General features: G+C 59.4%; 17 protein-coding genes and 1 other RNA gene. 4 read left to right on the forward strand and 14 right to left on the reverse strand.

The genetic code is table 11. The annotated features are described in order from the left end of the window. Positions 1-6: 6 nt before the first annotated feature. The 9 genes from mraY to rsmI all read right to left on the reverse strand — a co-directional run bounded on the left by mraY (position 7) and on the right by rsmI (position 9,180). On the reverse strand, positions 7-1,089 hold the full coding sequence (gene mraY / locus M5G20_RS21420) for a phospho-N-acetylmuramoyl-pentapeptide-transferase (protein ID WP_008005012.1): 1,083 nt from the start codon (positions 1,087-1,089) through the stop codon (positions 7-9). After that, the gene (locus tag M5G20_RS21425; RefSeq protein WP_273920742.1) at positions 1,089-2,456 is read right to left on the reverse strand and encodes a UDP-N-acetylmuramoyl-tripeptide--D-alanyl-D-alanine ligase; all 1,368 of its coding nucleotides are present in this window, start codon (positions 2,454-2,456) and stop codon (positions 1,089-1,091) included. Before M5G20_RS21425 ends, mraY begins: the two co-directional genes overlap by 1 nt. Next, complete coding sequence (locus M5G20_RS21430) at positions 2,449-3,912, reverse strand: UDP-N-acetylmuramoyl-L-alanyl-D-glutamate--2,6-diaminopimelate ligase (protein ID WP_273920743.1); 1,464 nt, start codon at positions 3,910-3,912, stop codon at positions 2,449-2,451. The genes M5G20_RS21425 and M5G20_RS21430 overlap by 8 nt, the downstream gene beginning before the upstream one ends. Then, the gene (locus tag M5G20_RS21435) at positions 3,912-5,651 is read right to left on the reverse strand and encodes a peptidoglycan D,D-transpeptidase FtsI family protein (RefSeq protein ID WP_273920783.1); all 1,740 of its coding nucleotides are present in this window, start codon (positions 5,649-5,651) and stop codon (positions 3,912-3,914) included. The genes M5G20_RS21430 and M5G20_RS21435 overlap by 1 nt, the downstream gene beginning before the upstream one ends. Then, positions 5,651-5,944: a cell division protein FtsL gene (ftsL, locus tag M5G20_RS21440; RefSeq protein WP_075945622.1), complete on the reverse strand. Its 294-nt coding sequence runs from the start codon at positions 5,942-5,944 to the stop codon at positions 5,651-5,653. Before ftsL ends, M5G20_RS21435 begins: the two co-directional genes overlap by 1 nt. Beyond that, entirely contained in the window at positions 5,941-6,888 is a 948-nt protein-coding gene (rsmH, locus tag M5G20_RS21445) for a 16S rRNA (cytosine(1402)-N(4))-methyltransferase RsmH (protein WP_412071934.1), read from the reverse strand. The genes ftsL and rsmH overlap by 4 nt, the downstream gene beginning before the upstream one ends. Continuing rightward, the gene (gene mraZ, locus M5G20_RS21450; RefSeq protein WP_007917012.1) at positions 6,885-7,340 is read right to left on the reverse strand and encodes a division/cell wall cluster transcriptional repressor MraZ; all 456 of its coding nucleotides are present in this window, start codon (positions 7,338-7,340) and stop codon (positions 6,885-6,887) included. The genes rsmH and mraZ overlap by 4 nt, the downstream gene beginning before the upstream one ends. Positions 7,341-7,878: 538 nt before the next feature. Next, positions 7,879-8,232: RNase P RNA component class A (rnpB, locus tag M5G20_RS21455), an RNA gene on the reverse strand. A gap of 75 nt (positions 8,233-8,307) precedes the next feature. Further along, a complete protein-coding gene (gene rsmI / locus M5G20_RS21460; protein WP_273920744.1) occupies positions 8,308-9,180 on the reverse strand; it encodes a 16S rRNA (cytidine(1402)-2'-O)-methyltransferase in 873 nt (290 codons plus the stop codon). A gap of 209 nt (positions 9,181-9,389) precedes the next feature. Here rsmI and M5G20_RS21465 point away from each other — a divergent pair, with 209 nt between their 5' ends. The 4 genes from M5G20_RS21465 (at position 9,390) to M5G20_RS21480 (ending at position 12,833) form a co-directional block, all read left to right on the forward strand. Beyond that, entirely contained in the window at positions 9,390-11,201 is a 1,812-nt protein-coding gene (locus M5G20_RS21465) for a penicillin-binding protein activator (protein ID WP_273920745.1), read from the forward strand. Further along, on the forward strand, positions 11,201-11,563 hold the full coding sequence (locus tag M5G20_RS21470; RefSeq protein WP_133840321.1) for a YraN family protein: 363 nt from the start codon (positions 11,201-11,203) through the stop codon (positions 11,561-11,563). Before M5G20_RS21465 ends, M5G20_RS21470 begins: the two co-directional genes overlap by 1 nt. Positions 11,564-11,664: 101 nt before the next feature. After that, positions 11,665-12,258, forward strand: a complete 594-nt coding sequence (locus M5G20_RS21475) for a phosphoheptose isomerase (protein WP_007904374.1) — start codon at positions 11,665-11,667, stop codon at positions 12,256-12,258. Continuing rightward, the gene (locus tag M5G20_RS21480) at positions 12,255-12,833 is read left to right on the forward strand and encodes a BON domain-containing protein (protein WP_056853208.1); all 579 of its coding nucleotides are present in this window, start codon (positions 12,255-12,257) and stop codon (positions 12,831-12,833) included. Before M5G20_RS21475 ends, M5G20_RS21480 begins: the two co-directional genes overlap by 4 nt. Positions 12,834-12,927: 94 nt before the next feature. Here M5G20_RS21480 and M5G20_RS21485 read toward each other — a convergent pair whose 3' ends face one another. The 5 genes from M5G20_RS21485 to petA all read right to left on the reverse strand — a co-directional run bounded on the left by M5G20_RS21485 (position 12,928) and on the right by petA (position 16,713). Further along, the gene (locus tag M5G20_RS21485; RefSeq protein WP_212626606.1) at positions 12,928-13,341 is read right to left on the reverse strand and encodes a ClpXP protease specificity-enhancing factor; all 414 of its coding nucleotides are present in this window, start codon (positions 13,339-13,341) and stop codon (positions 12,928-12,930) included. 17 nt (positions 13,342-13,358) lie between these two features. Beyond that, entirely contained in the window at positions 13,359-13,976 is a 618-nt protein-coding gene (locus M5G20_RS21490; RefSeq protein WP_056853210.1) for a glutathione S-transferase N-terminal domain-containing protein, read from the reverse strand. Positions 13,977-14,126: 150 nt separating this feature from the next. Further along, complete coding sequence (locus M5G20_RS21495; RefSeq protein WP_212626605.1) at positions 14,127-14,909, reverse strand: cytochrome c1; 783 nt, start codon at positions 14,907-14,909, stop codon at positions 14,127-14,129. Beyond that, the gene (locus M5G20_RS21500; protein WP_273920747.1) at positions 14,909-16,120 is read right to left on the reverse strand and encodes a cytochrome b; all 1,212 of its coding nucleotides are present in this window, start codon (positions 16,118-16,120) and stop codon (positions 14,909-14,911) included. Before M5G20_RS21500 ends, M5G20_RS21495 begins: the two co-directional genes overlap by 1 nt. Beyond that, positions 16,120-16,713 (reverse strand): ubiquinol-cytochrome c reductase iron-sulfur subunit, encoded by a 594-nt coding sequence (gene petA, locus M5G20_RS21505; protein ID WP_273920749.1) that lies wholly within the window; start codon positions 16,711-16,713, stop codon positions 16,120-16,122. Before petA ends, M5G20_RS21500 begins: the two co-directional genes overlap by 1 nt. Positions 16,714-16,782 lie beyond the last annotated feature (69 nt).

Consider the following 16,782-nt stretch of genomic DNA (forward strand, 5'->3'; position numbering starts at 1 on the left):
GAGTTTCTACCTCAGCTTCAGGGTGGCAAGGCCGACCAACACGAGAATCACGGTGATGATCCAGAAACGGACGATCACGCGCGGCTCGGGCCAGCCCTTGAGTTCAAAATGGTGGTGAATCGGTGCCATGCGGAACACACGGCGACCGGTCAGCTTGAAGGACGCAACCTGAATGACGACTGACAGGGTTTCCATCACGAACACGCCGCCCATGATGAACAGGACGATTTCCTGACGGACGATCACAGCAATGGTGCCCAGGGCCGCGCCCAGCGCCAGTGCGCCGACGTCACCCATGAAGACTTGCGCCGGGTAGGTGTTGAACCACAGGAAGCCAAGGCCCGCACCGATCAGTGCGCCGCAGAACACGATCAACTCACCCGCGCCGGGTACATAAGGAATCAGCAGGTATTCGGCGAATTTCACGTTACCCGACAGGTAGCAGAAAATGCCCAGGCCACCGCCAACCATCACGGTCGGCATGATCGCCAGGCCGTCGAGGCCGTCGGTCAGGTTGACCGCGTTGCTCGAACCGACGATCACGAAATAGGTCAGGACAATGAAACCGGCGCCCAGCGGAATGCTGTAGTCCTTGAGCATCGGCAGGATCAGCGTGGTTTCCACCGGCGTGGCAGCGGTCATATAAAGGAAGATCGCCGCGCCCAGGCCGAATACCGACTGCCAGAAATACTTCCAGCGGCTCGGCAAGCCGCGGGAATTCTTCTCGATCACTTTACGGTAGTCATCGACCCAGCCGATGGCGCCGAACAGCAAGGTCACCAACAGCACCACCCAGACGTAGCGGTTGGTCAGGTCGGCCCACAGCAGAGTGCTGACGCCGATCGACGACAGAATCAGCGCGCCGCCCATGGTCGGGGTGCCCGACTTGGACAGGTGCGATTGCGGACCATCGTTACGAACGGACTGGCCGATCTGACGGTTCTGCAAAGTGCGGATCATCCACGGGCCATAGCACAGCGACAAAACCAGCGCGGTCAGTACACCGAGAATCCCGCGCAGGGTCAGGTACTGAAAGACCGCGAAGCCTTTGTAGAACTGTTGCAGATACTCCGCTAGCAGCAGCAGCATTAATGTTTCTCCAGACTGGTCCCGCACAAAGCGGCGACGATGTTTTCCATCGCGGCGCTGCGCGAGCCCTTGATCAAAATGGTGGTGTTTGGATCTTGCTCGGCGCCCAGGGCATTGATCAGCTCAGCCTGCGTGCTGAAGTGAAAGGCCTGTGGACCGAAGGCGTTGACGGCGTGAACCATCATGGGCCCGACGGCGTACAGCGCAGAAACCTTGCCACGGGCGTACTCGCCCACGTCACGGTGCCCCTGCTCCGCCCAATCGCCCAACTCGCCGATATCCCCGAGCACCAGAACGGTGCGGCCGGAAAAGCCGGCGAGTATATCAACGGCAGCGCACATCGAGGTGGGGTTCGCGTTGTAAGTATCATCAATAACGCGCATGCCATTGCTGGCCAGCTGCGCGACGGTACGGCCCTTGACCGGCTGCACGGCGCCAAGACCGGTGGCGATACCGAACAGCGATACCCCCAGGGCATGGGCAGCAGCGGCAGCAGCCATCGCGTTGGCCACGTTATGGGTGCCGAGCAGGTTCAATTGCACGCGCTCCACACCTTCAGGCGTGTGCAGATTGAACGCCGGGCAACCCCGGGCATCGGTGGTCAGGTCACTGGCATAGAAGTCGGCGCTGGCGGTGCTCAAGGCGAACGTCAGCACTTTGCGTTCGCCGGCACGCGCCTTCCAGATAGCGAATGCCTTGTCGTCAAGATTGAGAACGGCGACGCCATCGGCATCCAGCCCTTCGATAATCTCGCCCTTGGCTTCGACGATTTTTTCCGGCCCGCCGAACTCGCCAACGTGGGCGGTCCCGGCGTTATTGAGAATGGCCACATGGGGTTTGGTCATGCCCACGGTGTAGGCAATTTCACCCAGACGCGAGGCGCCGAGCTCAATTACCGCAGCGGTGTGTTCCGGCGCCAGTTCGAGCAGGGTCAGCGGAGCACCGAGGTCATTGTTCAGGTTGCCACGGGTCGCCAGCACCGGACCGCGGGTACGCAGGATGCTCGCGAGCATTTCCTTGACCGTGGTCTTGCCGCTGGAACCGGTAATGGCGGCGACCGGGCGAGTGAAGGCCTGGCGGTTCAGGGCACCCAACTGGCCGAGGGCCTTGCGGGTATCGCTGACCAGCAATTGCGGCAGCGTGCTATCAGCGACTTCGCGCTCGACCAATGCCGCCACGGCGCCTTTCGCCGCAACGTCATTCAGATAATCGTGACCATCAAAGCGTGGACCGGTCAGGGCTATGAACAGTTGGCCCGGCTTGATCGCACGGCTATCAATGCTGACACCGTCGAAGCTGGCATCGGCAGACACCAGGCGTGCATTCAGCGCGCCGGTCAGTTCGCTCAGTTTCAAGGTTTTAAGCATGGGCCACCTCCCACGCGGTCAAGGCATGATCGGCTTCGACCAGGTCGGAGAAGGCATGGCGCTCGCCGTTGATTTCCTGATAGTCCTCGTGACCTTTACCCGCCAGCACGATCACGTCGTCCGCAGACGCGGCGGCGATCAATTGGGCAATCGCCTGGCCACGGCCAGCCACGAAGGTAACTTTATCCACAGCCGTGAAACCGGCACGGATGTCATCGAAAATAATCGCCGGATCTTCGGTGCGCGGGTTGTCGTCAGTCACCAGCACGCCATCGGCCAGGCGCTCGACCACTTCGGCCATCAGCGGACGCTTGCCGCGATCACGGTCACCGCCACAGCCGAACAGGCACAGCAGCCGACCTTTGACGTGCGGACGCAATGCCGTCAGGACTTTTTCCAGGGCATCCGGGGTGTGGGCGTAATCGACCACCACCAACGGCTGAGTGCCGCCACCGAGGCGCTGCATGCGTCCGGCGGGGCCTTCAAGTTTCGGCAACACCTTGAGAATTTCGTCCAGCGCGTAGTCGAGGCCGAGCAAGGCACCGACCGCCGCCAGAACATTGCTCAGGTTGAAACGACCGAGCAAGGTGCTGCGCAGATGGTGCTCGCCCTGAGGCGTGACCAGCGTGGCGCGCACACCTTCGTCGTCGAACTGCGCTTCGCGGCAATACAGGTAGGCGCCGCTGTCGAGCAGGCTGTAGGTGATCAACCGCGATTCGCGTTTTTCCGCAGCCAGTTGCCGGCCGAAGTCGTCGTCGAGGTTAACCACCCGGCACTTCAAATCGTTCCAGGCGAACAACTTCGCCTTGGCTTCGCCGTAGGCCTGCATGGTGCCGTGGTAATCCAGATGATCGCGGGACAGGTTGGTCATCACCGCCACATCAAAAGCCAAGGCAGTGACACGGCCCTGATCCAGGCCATGGGACGACACTTCCATGGCGACGGCTTTGGCACCGGCCTTTTTCAGGTCGCCCAGGGTCGCTTGCACGGCGATCGGATTCGGCGTGGTGTGCAGGCCGCTTTCCAGCGCGCCGTAGAAACCGGACCCCAGCGTGCCGACGATGCCGCAGTGCTGACCGAGCAGATCCAGCGCCTGGGCAACCAGCTGAGTCACGCTGGTCTTGCCGTTGGTGCCGGTCACGCCGACCAGATTCAGATGATGACTCGGCTCGCCATAAAAGCGTCCGGCGATGTCCGACAGCTGCGCAGCCAGGCCTTTGACCGGAATCAATGGCACGTCAGTGATCGGCAGCACGGTGGCGCCTTCCACTTCATACGCCACGGCTGCGGCACCGCGCTGCAACGCATCGCCAATGTGTGCACGACCGTCGAATTTGCCGCCCGGCACAGCGAGGAACAAATCACCCGCGCGCACGTTGCGGCTGTCGAGCGCCAATTCACGGATCAACAGATCGTGGCCGGCGTGGGGGAAAATCTTGTTCAAACTTAGAGACATCAGCCGCGCCCTCCATTGGCTTTCAGTGGAACGACCGGCGTTGCGTTCGCTTGTTGAGTAGGTGGCAGGTTGTCCGGGGTGACGTTCATCAGGCGCAGGGTGCCGGACATTACGCGGCTGAACACCGGCGCCGATACCAGACCACCGAAGTAACCGGCCTTGGTCGGCTCGTCGATGACCACCACGATGGCGTAACGCGGATCGCTCATCGGGCCGAAACCGGCAAACAGCGAGCGGTAGGAGTTTTCGGCGTAGCCCTTGGTACCCACCGAGGTTTTGCGCGCAGTACCCGATTTGCCGCCCACGTGATACGCCGGCACCTGCGCACGGAACACGCCGCGCGGTGCTTCGATCACTTGTTGCAACATGGTTTGCATGGTTTTCGCAACCGCTTCGGGCAGCACCTGCGTCGTTTGCGGCGCTTTGTCGGATTTGATCAGTGTCAACGGCGCGAGGCGCCCGTTGTTGGCCAGCGCCGAGAAGGCGTGAACCAACTGGATCGCGGTCACGGAAACGCCGTAGCCGTAGGACAGCGTCGCGGTCTCGGCCTTGCGCCATTCGCGGTAGTTCGGCAGGTTACCAACGCGCTCGCCGGGGAAACCGAGGCCGGTGTCCTGGCCGAGGCCGACTTTCTGTGCCAGGCGGAAAATCGTCTCGCCACCGATATCGAAGGCGATCTTACTCATGCCGACGTTACTGGAATTGATCAGAATGCCCGTCAGGTCGAGCACTGGACCCTCGGTCCTGGACACGTCCTTGATGGTGTACTTGCCGATCTGCAAGGAGCCCGGGTACACCTCGACAGTGTCGGTCGGTTTCCAGCGGCCGGTTTCGATCGCGGCGCTCATGGAAATCGCCTTCATGGTCGAACCCGGCTCGAACACGTCGATCATTGCGCGGTTACGCATCATCGCCGGCTGCAAGTTGCGGCGGTTGTTCGGGTTGTAGGTCGGCTGGTTGACCATGGCGAGAATCTCGCCGGTCTTCACGTCCATGATCACCAGGCTGCCGGCCTTGGCACCGTTCTCGATGATCGCGTTGCGCAACTCGCGGTTGGCCAGGTATTGCAGGCGCAGGTCAATGGACAACGCCAAGGGCTTTCCGGCCTTGGCGTTTTTTGTAACCTGGACATCCTTGATCAACCGGCCGCGCCGGTCCTTGATCACCTGACGCTTGCCCGGCACCCCGGCCAGCCATTCGTCATAAGCCAGTTCGATACCTTCTCGACCGTGATCGTCGATATCGGTGAAGCCGACCATATGCGCGGTGACTTCACCGGCCGGATAAAAGCGGCGGAATTCTTCAATGCCATAGACGCCCGGCACTTTCAGGTCGAGCACAGACTGACCCTGCTCAGGCGTCAGCCCGCGCACCAGGTAAATGAATTCTTTATTGGCTTGAGCCTCAAGGCGCTCGGCCAGGGCCTTCGGGTCTTGCCCGAGCGCGGCGGCGAGCGCCGGCCACTTCTCTTTGGACTGCTGCATTTCCTTGGCGTTGGCCCACAGGGTGGTCACCGGTGTACTGACGGCCAGCGGTTCGCCGTTACGGTCGGTGATCAGACCACGGTGAGCCGGAATAGGAATATGCCGAACGCTGCGTGCGTCGCCCTGACCTTTAAGGAAGTCACGGTCAACCACTTGCAGATCGATGATGCGCCAGCAAATCGCAGCCACCATGACGCCGAGTAAACCCAGCACCAGACGGAAACGCCACGGAAAGAGCGCGCCTTCGAGTTTCATCATGGCGCCACCATCTGCACGTCGGCGGCGCCAGGAATGCGCATTTTCAGTTGTTCGGTGGCCAGCACTTCGATACGGCTATGGGCGGTCCAGGTGCTCTGCTCCAGAATCAACCGGCCCCATTCAGCCTGCGCCTTGTCGCGCACGCTCAACTCGTTGTACAGCGAGTTCAACAACTGGCGATTCCAGTGCGCGCTGTAGGACACGCCGATGGCCGACACGAGCACGCCGACAAACAACAGCAGCATGAAAAAGCTTCCGCCGGGAAGTGGCTTGGCGAAAAGCTTGCTCACCGCAGCTTCTCCGCCACACGCATGACAGCGCTACGGGAACGTGGGTTGGCTTTGAGTTCGGCGTCGGAGGCCGTCTGCGCTTTGCCATGGACTTTGATTTTCGGTTCGAAGGCGACGTGCCGAACCGGCAGGTTGCGCGGCAGGTTGTCGGCTTCGCCTTTCACCAGCTTGCGCATGAACAGTTTGACGATGCGGTCTTCCAGCGAGTGGAAGCTGATGACCACCAGACGACCACCGACTTCCAGGCATTCCAGAGCGGCTTCGAGGCCGGTTTCCAGATCACCCAGTTCGTTGTTGACGTGAATACGCAGGCCCTGGAACGCGCGGGTTGCAGGGTTTTTGCCTTTTTCCCAGGCAGGATTGGCGACTTTCAGTACTTCGGCCAGATCGGCAGTGCGCTCGAACGGCTTGATATCACGCCGCTCGGCCACGGCACGGGCCATGCGACCAGAGAAACGCTCTTCGCCGTATTCCTTGAACACACGGGCAATTTCTTCCACCGGCGCAGTGTTGACGAACTCGGCAGCGCTGATCCCGCGGGACGGGTCCATGCGCATGTCCAAAGGTCCATCGTTGAGAAAACTGAAGCCGCGCTCCGGGTCGTCGAGCTGCGGCGAAGAGACGCCGAGGTCGAGCAAAATACCGCTGACCTTGCCGGTCATGCCGCGTTCGGCCACTTCGGAACCGAGCTCGGCAAAGCTGCGCTGCACAACGACAAAGCGGCCGTCTTCGGCCGCTAGCGTTTGCCCTGTGGCAATCGCTTGAGGATCTTTGTCAAATCCGAGCAACCGACCATCGGGACCGAGCTGACTGAGGATCAACCGGCTGTGCCCGCCGCGCCCGAACGTGCCATCCAGATAGCAGCCATCAGGACGTACGGCGAGAGCCTCGACGGCTTCGTCAAGCAGTACGGTGATGTGGTTAAAGCCGCTATCAATAGTCACAGGATCAAATCACGCAGTTCATCAGGCATCGCGCCCGGTTGTTGAATAGCAGCCAGGTCAGCGGCAGAAACCGCATTCCAGGCATCCTCGTCCCACAATTGGAACTTGTTCAGTTGGCCTACCAACATCGCGCGCTTATCCAACTTGGCATATTCACGAAGACGCGGCGGAACCAGAAAACGACCACTGCCATCGAGCTCGAGGTCGACGGCATTACCAATCAGTAAACGTTGCAGGCGGCGGTTCTCTTCGCGAAGCGAAGGCAGTGCGCGCAGTTTGGTTTCAATAATTTCCCACTCATCGAGGGGGTAAACACACAAACACGGATCAACGGCATCAATGGTGACGATCAACTGCCCGGAACTACGCGAATCGAGCTCGTCACGGTACCGGCTCGGCATAGCGAGACGGCCCTTTGCATCGAGACTGATTGCGTTGGCTCCGCGAAACACGTCAGCGTTTCTCCAAATATTAGCGTTTTGCGTTCAAAAAACCCACTTCATGCCACTTTCCGCCACTTGCGCACACTATAGGAATGCGCCCACCACACCGTCAAGGCGCGCATTAAAGGAAAACCCTTACAGAACTGAGATTTAGGAGCATAAAAGAAGGGGTAACGAGAATCTGGCGGATGAAACCGACCAATAACTTGAATCAGCACGGAAGGCTGCGTTCGAAAGTTAAAGTAATTTATTAAGAGTAAGATTTTTTTGGTATTACGAAAGTGCTTCGCCGACGATTCTGAAAGGAGGGAAACCAGTGCTGCGTGGAGTTTTTGCGATCACTAAAAGCGTGGGCTAATCGATATCACAAAAGCGCTTCTCCTGGCGACTCCGAAAGGAGGGAAACCGGTGCTGCGTGGAGTTATTGCGATCACTAAAAGCGTGGGCTAATCGATATCACAAAAGCGCTTCTCCTGGCGACTCCGAAAGGAGGGAAATTGCTATCACCAGGACCCTGCCCGATGAATCAAGCAGAGGAAAGAAAAAGGTGGAGAGTCGATCTGTAAGCCGGGTTCTGTCTTGAACAGTCATTCGTCTACGATGGCCATCACTGGACATCTTTAGCAACCTACCCGGTCCCAGCGCGGGCCACGCCTTGGGACCCTATTTGGTCTTGCTCCAAGTGGGGTTTACCTAGCCACGAACTGTTGCCAGACGTGCGGTGCGCTCTTACCGCACCTTTTCACCCTTACCGGCGCCGAAGCGCTTAGGCGGTTATTTTCTGTGGCACTTTCCGTAGGCTCACGCCTCCCAGGCATTACCTGGCACTTCGCCCTATGGAGCCCGGACTTTCCTCCCCCCCCTAATTTTCATAGAGGGCAGCGACTGTCCGATCGACTCTCCGCCGCGCAGGTTAACGGCAGAGCGCCCGAAGAACAAGCGCTAAAAGCCTTCGAGGACGCCTGCGCGTCGGGTTTCACTCGCTTTTCTGTTTATCCAGCGCGACCTGATAAAGAACATTCTTACGCTCGCCGGTAATTTGCGCCGCCAATGCCGCCGCCCGCTTGAGCGGCATTTCTTCGAGCAACAGGTTGAGAATGCGCATGGCCTCGCTGCTGACCGCATCTTCAGACTCGGGCGCCGTCCAGCCAGCGACCAGCACCACGCATTCGCCGCGCTGCTGATTGCTGTCCGACTCGACGAACTCGCGCAATTGGGCCAGCGGCAACCCTTTGAGCGTTTCAAAGGTTTTAGTCAGTTCGCGAGCCAGCAATGCCGGACGCTCAGGTCCGAACACCAGTTCCATGTCCTGCAAACATTCCAGGATGCGGTGCGGCGCTTCGTAAAAAATCAGCGTGCGCGGCTCTTCCTTTACCAACTCAAGACGCGCTCGCCGCCCCACAGCCTTGGCCGGCAGGAAACCTTCAAAGATGAAACGGTCCGAAGGCAAGCCGGCTGCCGACAACGCGGCAACCAGAGCGCAGGCCCCCGGCACCGGCACCACGTTGATCCCGGCAGCGCGGGCCTGGCGCACCAGATGATATCCAGGGTCGGAAATCAGCGGCGTGCCGGCATCGGAGATGAGTGCCACATCATCACCCGCGAGCAGACGGGTAATAAAGCGACTACCTTCATCGCGCTCGTTGTGCTCATGGCACGCCGCCAGCGGCGTCGGAATACCGAAGTGCTGCATCAAACGCTGGGAATGGCGAGTGTCCTCGGCGGCGATCAAGGCAACCTCGCGCAGGATCTTCAGCGCGCGCGCACTGATGTCGTCCAGGTTGCCGATGGGCGTCGCCACCACATAAAGCGAGCCCGCAGCGGAATTCAAAGCACCTGGAGCAGTCAAAGCGCACACCTCATGATCGAGAAAGCAGCCATTGTAACCCGTAGCGACACTCGCGATGCGCGCGAGCAACACTCGCTTTTGCCGCCTTTTGTGCCGCACGGGAACATTTGCGCACGCTAAATTGATCGATTCATGCCACTAACATCGCGCCCCGGCCAGTGCTTGGGTACAATTCCACGCTAATTTGATCGAGTATCAGGAACACTTACATGATCGCTTGCCTGCGGCTGTTTACTGCCCTCTGCCTCGCTGCCTTGCTGGCGGCTTGCGCCAGCTCGCCCTCCTCCAGCCTTGGCGAACTTCCACGGACCCCGGATGCCAGCATCGAGCAACTGCTCGAGAAGGCCGCCCAAAGCAAATCGCCGGAAGACGCTGCGCTGTTTCGCCTGAGCGCCGCTGACCTGGCCTACCGCCAGGGCAATGCCGCCCAGTCCGCGCAAATCCTGCAGCAAGTACCCGTGGAGCAACTCAAGCCCGGTCAGCAGGTATTCGCCAGCACACTGGCCGCCGAATTGGCGATGACCCGCAACCAGCCGAAAGCCGCGCTGACGGCCTTGAGCCATCCAAGCCTGCAACGCCTGGGCGAATTGCCGGAAGAACAACAGATCCGCACCGGCACCGTCCGTGCCCGCGCCCTTGAAGCCGACGGCCAGACCCTGGCCGCCGCAAGGGAGCGGATCTTCATCGCGCCGATGCTCAAAGGTGAGGCCGCCAGCAAAAACCACGAAGCGATCTGGACACTGATCGCCTCGCTGCCGACTGATCAATTGCAGCCCAACACCACCGACGATCTCGGCGGCTGGATGGGCCTGGCGCTGGCGGTGAAGACGGCCGGCACCCTGGAACAGCAACAGACGGCCATCGACAACTGGCGCCAGCAGAATCCGAAACACCCGGCCGCCGTCCAGTTGCCACTGCCATTGACCAAGCTCAAAGAGCTCGCCAGTCAGCCCCTGGGCAAAATCGCATTGTTGCTGCCACAAGACGGTCCGCTGGGCTCCGTGGGCAAAGCACTGCGCGAAGGTTTCATGGCCGCTCACTATCAGGCGCAACAAGCCGGGCAGACCCCCCCAGCCATCGAGTTCTATGACAGCTCGCGCCTGACCTCCCTCGACGAGTTCTACCGCAAGGCCCAGGCAGACGGCGTGCAACTGGTCGTCGGCCCGCTGGAGAAGCCGCTGGTCAAACAGCTGAGCACTCGCCCGCAACTGCCGCTCCCTACCCTGGCGCTGAACTACAGCGAAGGCGAACAAGGTCCGGCGCAGTTGTTCCAGTTCGGCCTTGCCGCTGAAGACGAAGCCCGCGAAGTGTCCCGCCGCGCTCGCGCCGACGGCCTGCATCGTGCCGCCATCATGGTGCCGAAAGGCGAATGGGGCGACCGCGTGCTCAGGGCGTTCAGCCAGGACTGGCAAGCCAATGGCGGCAGCATCGTTGCCACCGAGCGTGTTGACCAGCCCGTTCAACTGGCCCAGCAGATTGCCGACATGTTCCAGCTGCGCCAGAGCGAAGGCCGCGCCAAGAGCCTGCAAAGCACCGTAGGCTCTACGGTCGCTGCCCAGCCTTCGCGCCGTCAGGACATCGAGTTCATCTTCCTCGCCGCCACGCCGCAACAAGCGCAACAGATCAAACCAACCCTGAACTTCCAGTACGCCGGTGACGTTCCGGTCTACGCCACTTCCCACGTGTTCAGCGCCAGCGGTGATGTCAACCAGTACAACGACATGAACGGCGTTCGCTTCTGCGAAACGCCATGGCTTTTGGACGCGAATGATCCGCTGCGCCAACAAGTCACGGCGCAATGGCCACAAGCCGCCGGTAGCCTGGGGCGCTTGTATGCAATGGGTGTCGACGCCTATCGCCTGGCGCCACGCCTGGGCCAACTCAAGGCCCTGCCGGACAGTCGCATCGAAGGCCAGTCGGGCAGCCTGAGCATGACCCAGAACCAGCGTGTCGTGCGGCAGTTGCCGTGGGCCGAGTTCGTCAACGGTCAGGTTCAACGCCTGCCGAACACGCCACGCTGATGCCTGACAGGTCACGCCAGCAAAGCGGTAAAGATGCCGAGCGCCATGCGCTCGAACATCTTCAACAACAAGGTCTGCGCCTGTTGGCGCAGAACTGGTTGTGTAAACGCGGCGAGCTTGATCTGGTCATGCTTGATGGCGATACAGTAGTATTCGTTGAAGTTCGCTACAGAAAAAACACTCAATGGGGTGGCGCGCTCGATAGCATTGATGAGCGCAAACGGCAGAAACTGATTTTTGCCGCGCAGTATTTTCTTCAGCGCGAGTCGCGCTGGGCCAATTCCCCTTGCCGTTTCGACGTGGTTGCCATCGACAGCCACCTCGATCAGTTGAACTGGTTGCAGAATGCCTTCGACAGCTGATCGCCTGCGCCACGAAGCGGATACAACCCAACATTTTTGCTCTTTGTTTTGCGGGCTGCACTTTCACGTGCCGGACAGCCGCGCTCATTAAGGTCACACAGATGGACATGCAATCCAGAATTCGCCAGCTTTTTCAGGCCAGCATCGACACCAAGCAACAGGCGATGGACGTACTTGCACCGCACATCGAGCAAGCCAGCCAGGTCATGGTCAATGCGCTGCTCAACGAAGGCAAAATGCTCTCCTGCGGCAATGGCGGTTCTGCCGGTGATGCCCAGCACTTCTCGTCGGAGCTGCTCAACCGCTTCGAACGCGAGCGCCCTAGCCTGCCGGCCATCGCGCTGACCACCGATAGCTCGACGATCACTTCGATCGCCAACGACTACAGCTACAACGAAATCTTCTCCAAGCAGATCCGCGCCCTGGGCCAACCGGGCGATGTATTGCTGGCGATTTCCACCAGCGGCAACTCGGCAAACATAATTCAGGCGATCCAGGCCGCACATGATCGCGAAATGATTGTCGTAGCATTGACCGGTCGCGATGGCGGCGGCATGGCGTCGCTGCTGTTGCCCGAGGACGTGGAGATTCGCGTACCCGCCAACGTCACCGCACGCATTCAAGAAGTCCACCTGCTGGCGATCCATTGCCTTTGCGACTTGATCGACAGCCAACTGTTCGGGAGTGAAGAATGACCCCTAATCGCCTCGGCCTACTGGCCCTGACCCTGTGCCTCGGCATCAGCGGCTGCACCTCGGTGGTTAATGCCAGCCGTGAAGCCCCCATTGAAGACGACCGCGGCACCCGCACTTTCGGTAGCAAGATCGATGACTCGCTGATCGACACCAAGGTCGGCGTGAACATCGCCAAGGCCGACCCGGCCCTGGATAACGACTCGCACATCGTCGTGACCAGCTTCAACGGCGTGGTGCTGCTTGCCGGCCAAACCCCGCGAGCCGACCTCAAGGCCAAGGCCGAACAGGCTGCCGCAGCCGTTCAACGCGTGAAGACGGTCCACAACGAACTGCAGATTCTCCCACCCTCCGGCTTCCTGGCTCGCCAGAACGACACCTGGCTGACCTCCAAGATCAAGACGCAGATGCTCACCGATCCGAACATTCCGGGCTCGCGCATCAAGGTTGTCACCGAGAACGGCATCGTCTACCTGCTGGGCTTGCTGACCAAACAGGAAGCCGCCCAGGCAACCAATCTGGTGCAGGGCGTCTCTGGCGTGCAGAAGATTGTGAAACTGTTTGAGTACATCGACTGACCCTCTCGGCGATGGCGATTTTGAAATCGCCATCGCCAGCAAGCGGGCTCTCACAGTAATAAAAAAGGCGATCCATTCGGATCGCCTTTTTTTATTACTTCACCACCTTCAAACTGGGTCGACCGCTGGGACGCGGCGGCTCGCTGTCGGGCGGCGGAATATCATCATCCGGCTCGATCTCTTCCTCGTCGTCCATAGGCGATTCCAGATCAAACACCATGCCCTGGCCATTCTCCCGGGCGTAGATACCCAGGATCGATGCGATAGGCACGTACAGCGTATGTGGCACACCACCAAAGCGGCCTTCGAAGCTTACCGCCTCGTTGTCCATGTGCAGATGACGCACCGCTTGTGGCGATACGTTCAGGACAATCTGCCCGTCACTGGCAAAACCCTGCGGAACCTGCACCGAGGGATACTCGGAGTTCACCAGCATGTGCGGGGTGCAATCGTTATCAACAATCCACTCGTAGAGCGCGCGGACCAGATAAGGTCGACTGGAGTTCATAGCGGCTCCTTAAGCCTTTAGCGCATATCGCGTTCGACACCAGACAGACTCGCCTGGAAAGCCTCACGCGCAAACTGGCGCTCCATGTAATCAAGCAGCGGCTTGGCTGGCCGCGGCAGTTCTATACCCAGGATCGGCAATCGCCAGAGTATTGGTAATAGGCAGCAATCCACCAGACTTTGTTCCTCACTGAGGAAAAACGGCTTGTCGGCGAACAACGGCGAAACGCCCGTCAGGCTTTCACGCAGTTCTTTGCGCGCCACGACACGCGCCGCTTCTTTGGTCCGCGAATCCAGAATCAGATCCACCAGACCACACCAGTCGCGCTGAATGCGGTGCATCAGCAGACGGCTGTTGGCACGCGCCACAGGATAAACCGGCAGTAGCGGCGGGTGCGGGTAACGCTCATCCAGATATTCCATCACCACCGTAGACTCCCACAACGCCAGGTCACGATCGACCAGGGTGGGCAAGCTGCCATAAGGGTTCACTTCGATCAGTTTAGGCGGCTGACGGCCAGCTTCAACGTAAATGATCTCGGCGCTGACACCCTTCTCTGCCAGTACGATTCGCACTCGGTGGGAATAGTGGTCGGCGGGGTCGGAGTAACAGGCCAACCGATTGGTCACGCCCATGGCGATCCTCCTCGCTTGTAGAAATTATCGGAAGCGGAAAAACGAGCGCGCCCAGAGGGCGCCTCCCGTAACGCCCGGAACACCAGGCTCGTTACATTTTCAGAGGCGCCCTTGGGCGCGCGCGATTAACAGCAATTGCTTAAAGCTTTATCAGTGCACATCTTTCCAGTATTCGCGCTTGAGCAAGTAGGCGAATACGAAGAAGAACGCGAGGTACAGCAATACATACGTACCGATGCGCTGATGTTGCAGCTTAACCGGGTTAGCCGAGTAAGCCAGGAAGGTTACCAGATTCTTGACCTTCTCATCGAACTGCTCTTCGGTCAAAGCACCACTTTTCGGCACAATGGTCAGCTGATCGCACGCTTCATGAGTCAGCGCGGTACCGGTCAGCGGATCATATTGCTTCTTGCCGTCTTCGACGATCTGAACCTGCTTGCAACCGACCACCTGACGACCTTGCAGGCCAACCAGAACGTTAGGCATGCCGACGTTCGGGAAAACCTTGTTGTTCACACCCCAAGGACGCGACGGGTCTTCATAGAACGACTTCAGGTAACCGTAGAGCCAGTCGGTGCCGCGAACACGGGCAACCAGGGTCAGGTCGGGCGGAGCCGCACCGAACCAGGCCTTAGCGTCAGCCGGCTGCATACCGATGTTCATGTGGTCGCCGATCTTGGCGCCGGTGAACACCAGCTTTTCGAGCATCAGTTCGTGAGGAATGCCCAGGTCATCGGCAACACGCTCATAACGCTGGAACTTGGCGCTGTGGCAACCCATGCAGTAGTTGGCGAACGTACGCGCGCCATCCTGCATGGCAGCTTTATCAGACACGTCGATGTCGACTTTTTCCAGCTCAGGACCACCGCCCCCAGCAGCGAAAGCGAACACCGGCAGCGCCGCAAGCATCAATACAGCAAATAGTTTTTTCATCAGCCAGTCACCCTTTCCGGAACCGGTTTGGTCTTCTCGAGCCTGGTGTAGAACGGCATCAGAATGAAGTAGGCGAAGTACAGGAACGTGCAGACCTGCGACAGCAAGGTACGACCTGGAGTCGGAGCCAGTACACCCAACACGCCCAGGATCACGAACGAGATACAGAACATCACCAGCCAGATCTTGCTCAACCAGCCCTTGTAACGCATCGACTTGACCGGGCTGCGGTCCAGCCACGGCAGGACGAACAGCACCGCAATGGCCGCGCCCATGGCGATAACGCCCAGGAGCTTGTCCGGAACCGCCCGCAGAATCGCGTAGAACGGGGTGAAGTACCAGACCGGAGCAATATGCTCAGGCGTCTTGAACGGGTTGGCCTGTTCGAAGTTCGGTTTCTCGAGGAAGTACCCGCCCATTTCCGGGAAGAAGAACACGATCGAGCAGAAGATGAACAGGAACACCACCACGCCGACGATATCTTTAACGGTGTAGTACGGGTGGAAGGCAATGCCGTCCAGCGGTACGCCGTTTTCGTCTTTGTGTTTCTTGATGTCCACGCCGTCAGGGTTGTTCGAACCGACTTCATGCAGCGCCAGAACGTGCAGCACCACCAGGCCGAGAATCACGATCGGCAAGGCCACCACGTGCAAGGCGAAGAAGCGGTTCAGGGTAATACCGGAAATCAGGTAGTCACCACGAATCCACTGGGTCAGGTCGTTACCGATGACCGGGATCGCACCGAACAGCGAGATGATCACCTGGGCACCCCAGTAAGACATCTGACCCCAAGGCAGCAGGTAACCCATGAAGGCTTCGGCCATCAGCGCCAGGTAGATCAGCATGCCGAAGACCCACACCAGCTCACGCGGCTTCTGGTACGAGCCGTAGAGCAAGCCACGGAACATGTGCAGATAGACCACGATGAAGAACGCCGACGCGCCAGTGGAGTGCAGCAGACGCAGGATCGAGCCGTACTCGACGTCGCGCATGATGTATTCGACGGAAGCAAATGCCTCTTCAGCCGACGGGGTGTAACTCATGGTCAGCCAGACACCGGTAACGATCTGGTTGACCAGAACGAGCAGCGCCAGGGAACCAAAGAAATAGAAGAAGTTGAAGTTCTTCGGGGCGTAATACTTGCTGAGATGGTCTTCCCACATTTTGGTCGCGGGAAAGCGCGCATCAACCCAATCCATGAACTTGCTCATCACGCTTTCTCCGTATCGACGCCAATGACAATGACGTCATCGGTCTCATAGGAATGCGGGGGAACTGGCAGGTTCAAAGGCGCAGGTTGCGACTTGTAGACGCGGCCAGCCAAATCGTAGTGGGAGCCGTGGCAAGGGCAGAAATAACCACCGACCCAGTCCTTGCCCAGATCAGCAGGCGCCACTTCAGGACGGAATGTCGGCGAGCAACCCAGATGGGTGCAGATACCGATCAGCAGCAGAACTTCAGGTTTGATCGACCGCGTTTCCGGGTCGACGTAGGTCGGTTGTGTCGAGTTCTTGGAGGTCGGGTCAGACAACTGGCCCTCGATCTTCTTCAGATTCCCCAGGATTTCCTGTGTACGGCGGACGATAAATACCGGCTGACCGCGCCACTCAGCAATCATCTGCTGGCCTGGCTCGATTTTGCTGACATTCACTTTCACCGGTGCACCTGCGGCTTTCGCCTTGGCACTGGGAAACCATGACCCCACGAACGGGACCGCAGCCCCCACCGCTCCTGCAGCACCCACCACGGATGTGGCTGCTACCAAGAAGCGACGCCGGCCTGCATTCACGCCGTCATTGCTCATTCAGTCCTCTCCCATCAGCTTTGTGGCCTGTTAAATCAGGCATCTACTAAGTAAATCTATGCACTTATA

Source organism: Pseudomonas sp. TNT2022 ID1044 (assembly GCF_028656895.1).
Lineage (GTDB): Bacteria > Pseudomonadota > Gammaproteobacteria > Pseudomonadales > Pseudomonadaceae > Aquipseudomonas > Aquipseudomonas reinekei.

Coding starts and splice junctions, on each gene's coding strand:
- M5G20_RS21465 (WP_273920745.1), top strand. CDS start 9,390: ATGATCGCTTGCCTGCGGCTGTTTACTGCCCTCTGCCTCGCTGCCTTG.
- M5G20_RS21480 (WP_056853208.1), top strand. CDS start 12,255: ATGACCCCTAATCGCCTCGGCCTACTGGCCCTGACCCTGTGCCTCGGC.
- M5G20_RS21485 (WP_212626606.1), bottom strand. CDS start 13,341: ATGAACTCCAGTCGACCTTATCTGGTCCGCGCGCTCTACGAGTGGATT.
- M5G20_RS21475 (WP_007904374.1), top strand. CDS start 11,665: ATGGACATGCAATCCAGAATTCGCCAGCTTTTTCAGGCCAGCATCGAC.
- M5G20_RS21425 (WP_273920742.1), bottom strand. CDS start 2,456: ATGCTTAAAACCTTGAAACTGAGCGAACTGACCGGCGCGCTGAATGCA.
- M5G20_RS21435 (WP_273920783.1), bottom strand. CDS start 5,651: ATGAAACTCGAAGGCGCGCTCTTTCCGTGGCGTTTCCGTCTGGTGCTG.
- petA (WP_273920749.1), bottom strand. CDS start 16,713: ATGAGCAATGACGGCGTGAATGCAGGCCGGCGTCGCTTCTTGGTAGCA.
- M5G20_RS21470 (WP_133840321.1), top strand. CDS start 11,201: ATGCCTGACAGGTCACGCCAGCAAAGCGGTAAAGATGCCGAGCGCCAT.
- M5G20_RS21495 (WP_212626605.1), bottom strand. CDS start 14,909: ATGAAAAAACTATTTGCTGTATTGATGCTTGCGGCGCTGCCGGTGTTC.
- mraY (WP_008005012.1), bottom strand. CDS start 1,089: ATGCTGCTGCTGCTAGCGGAGTATCTGCAACAGTTCTACAAAGGCTTC.
- M5G20_RS21490 (WP_056853210.1), bottom strand. CDS start 13,976: ATGGGCGTGACCAATCGGTTGGCCTGTTACTCCGACCCCGCCGACCAC.
- M5G20_RS21500 (WP_273920747.1), bottom strand. CDS start 16,120: ATGAGCAAGTTCATGGATTGGGTTGATGCGCGCTTTCCCGCGACCAAA.
- M5G20_RS21430 (WP_273920743.1), bottom strand. CDS start 3,912: ATGTCTCTAAGTTTGAACAAGATTTTCCCCCACGCCGGCCACGATCTG.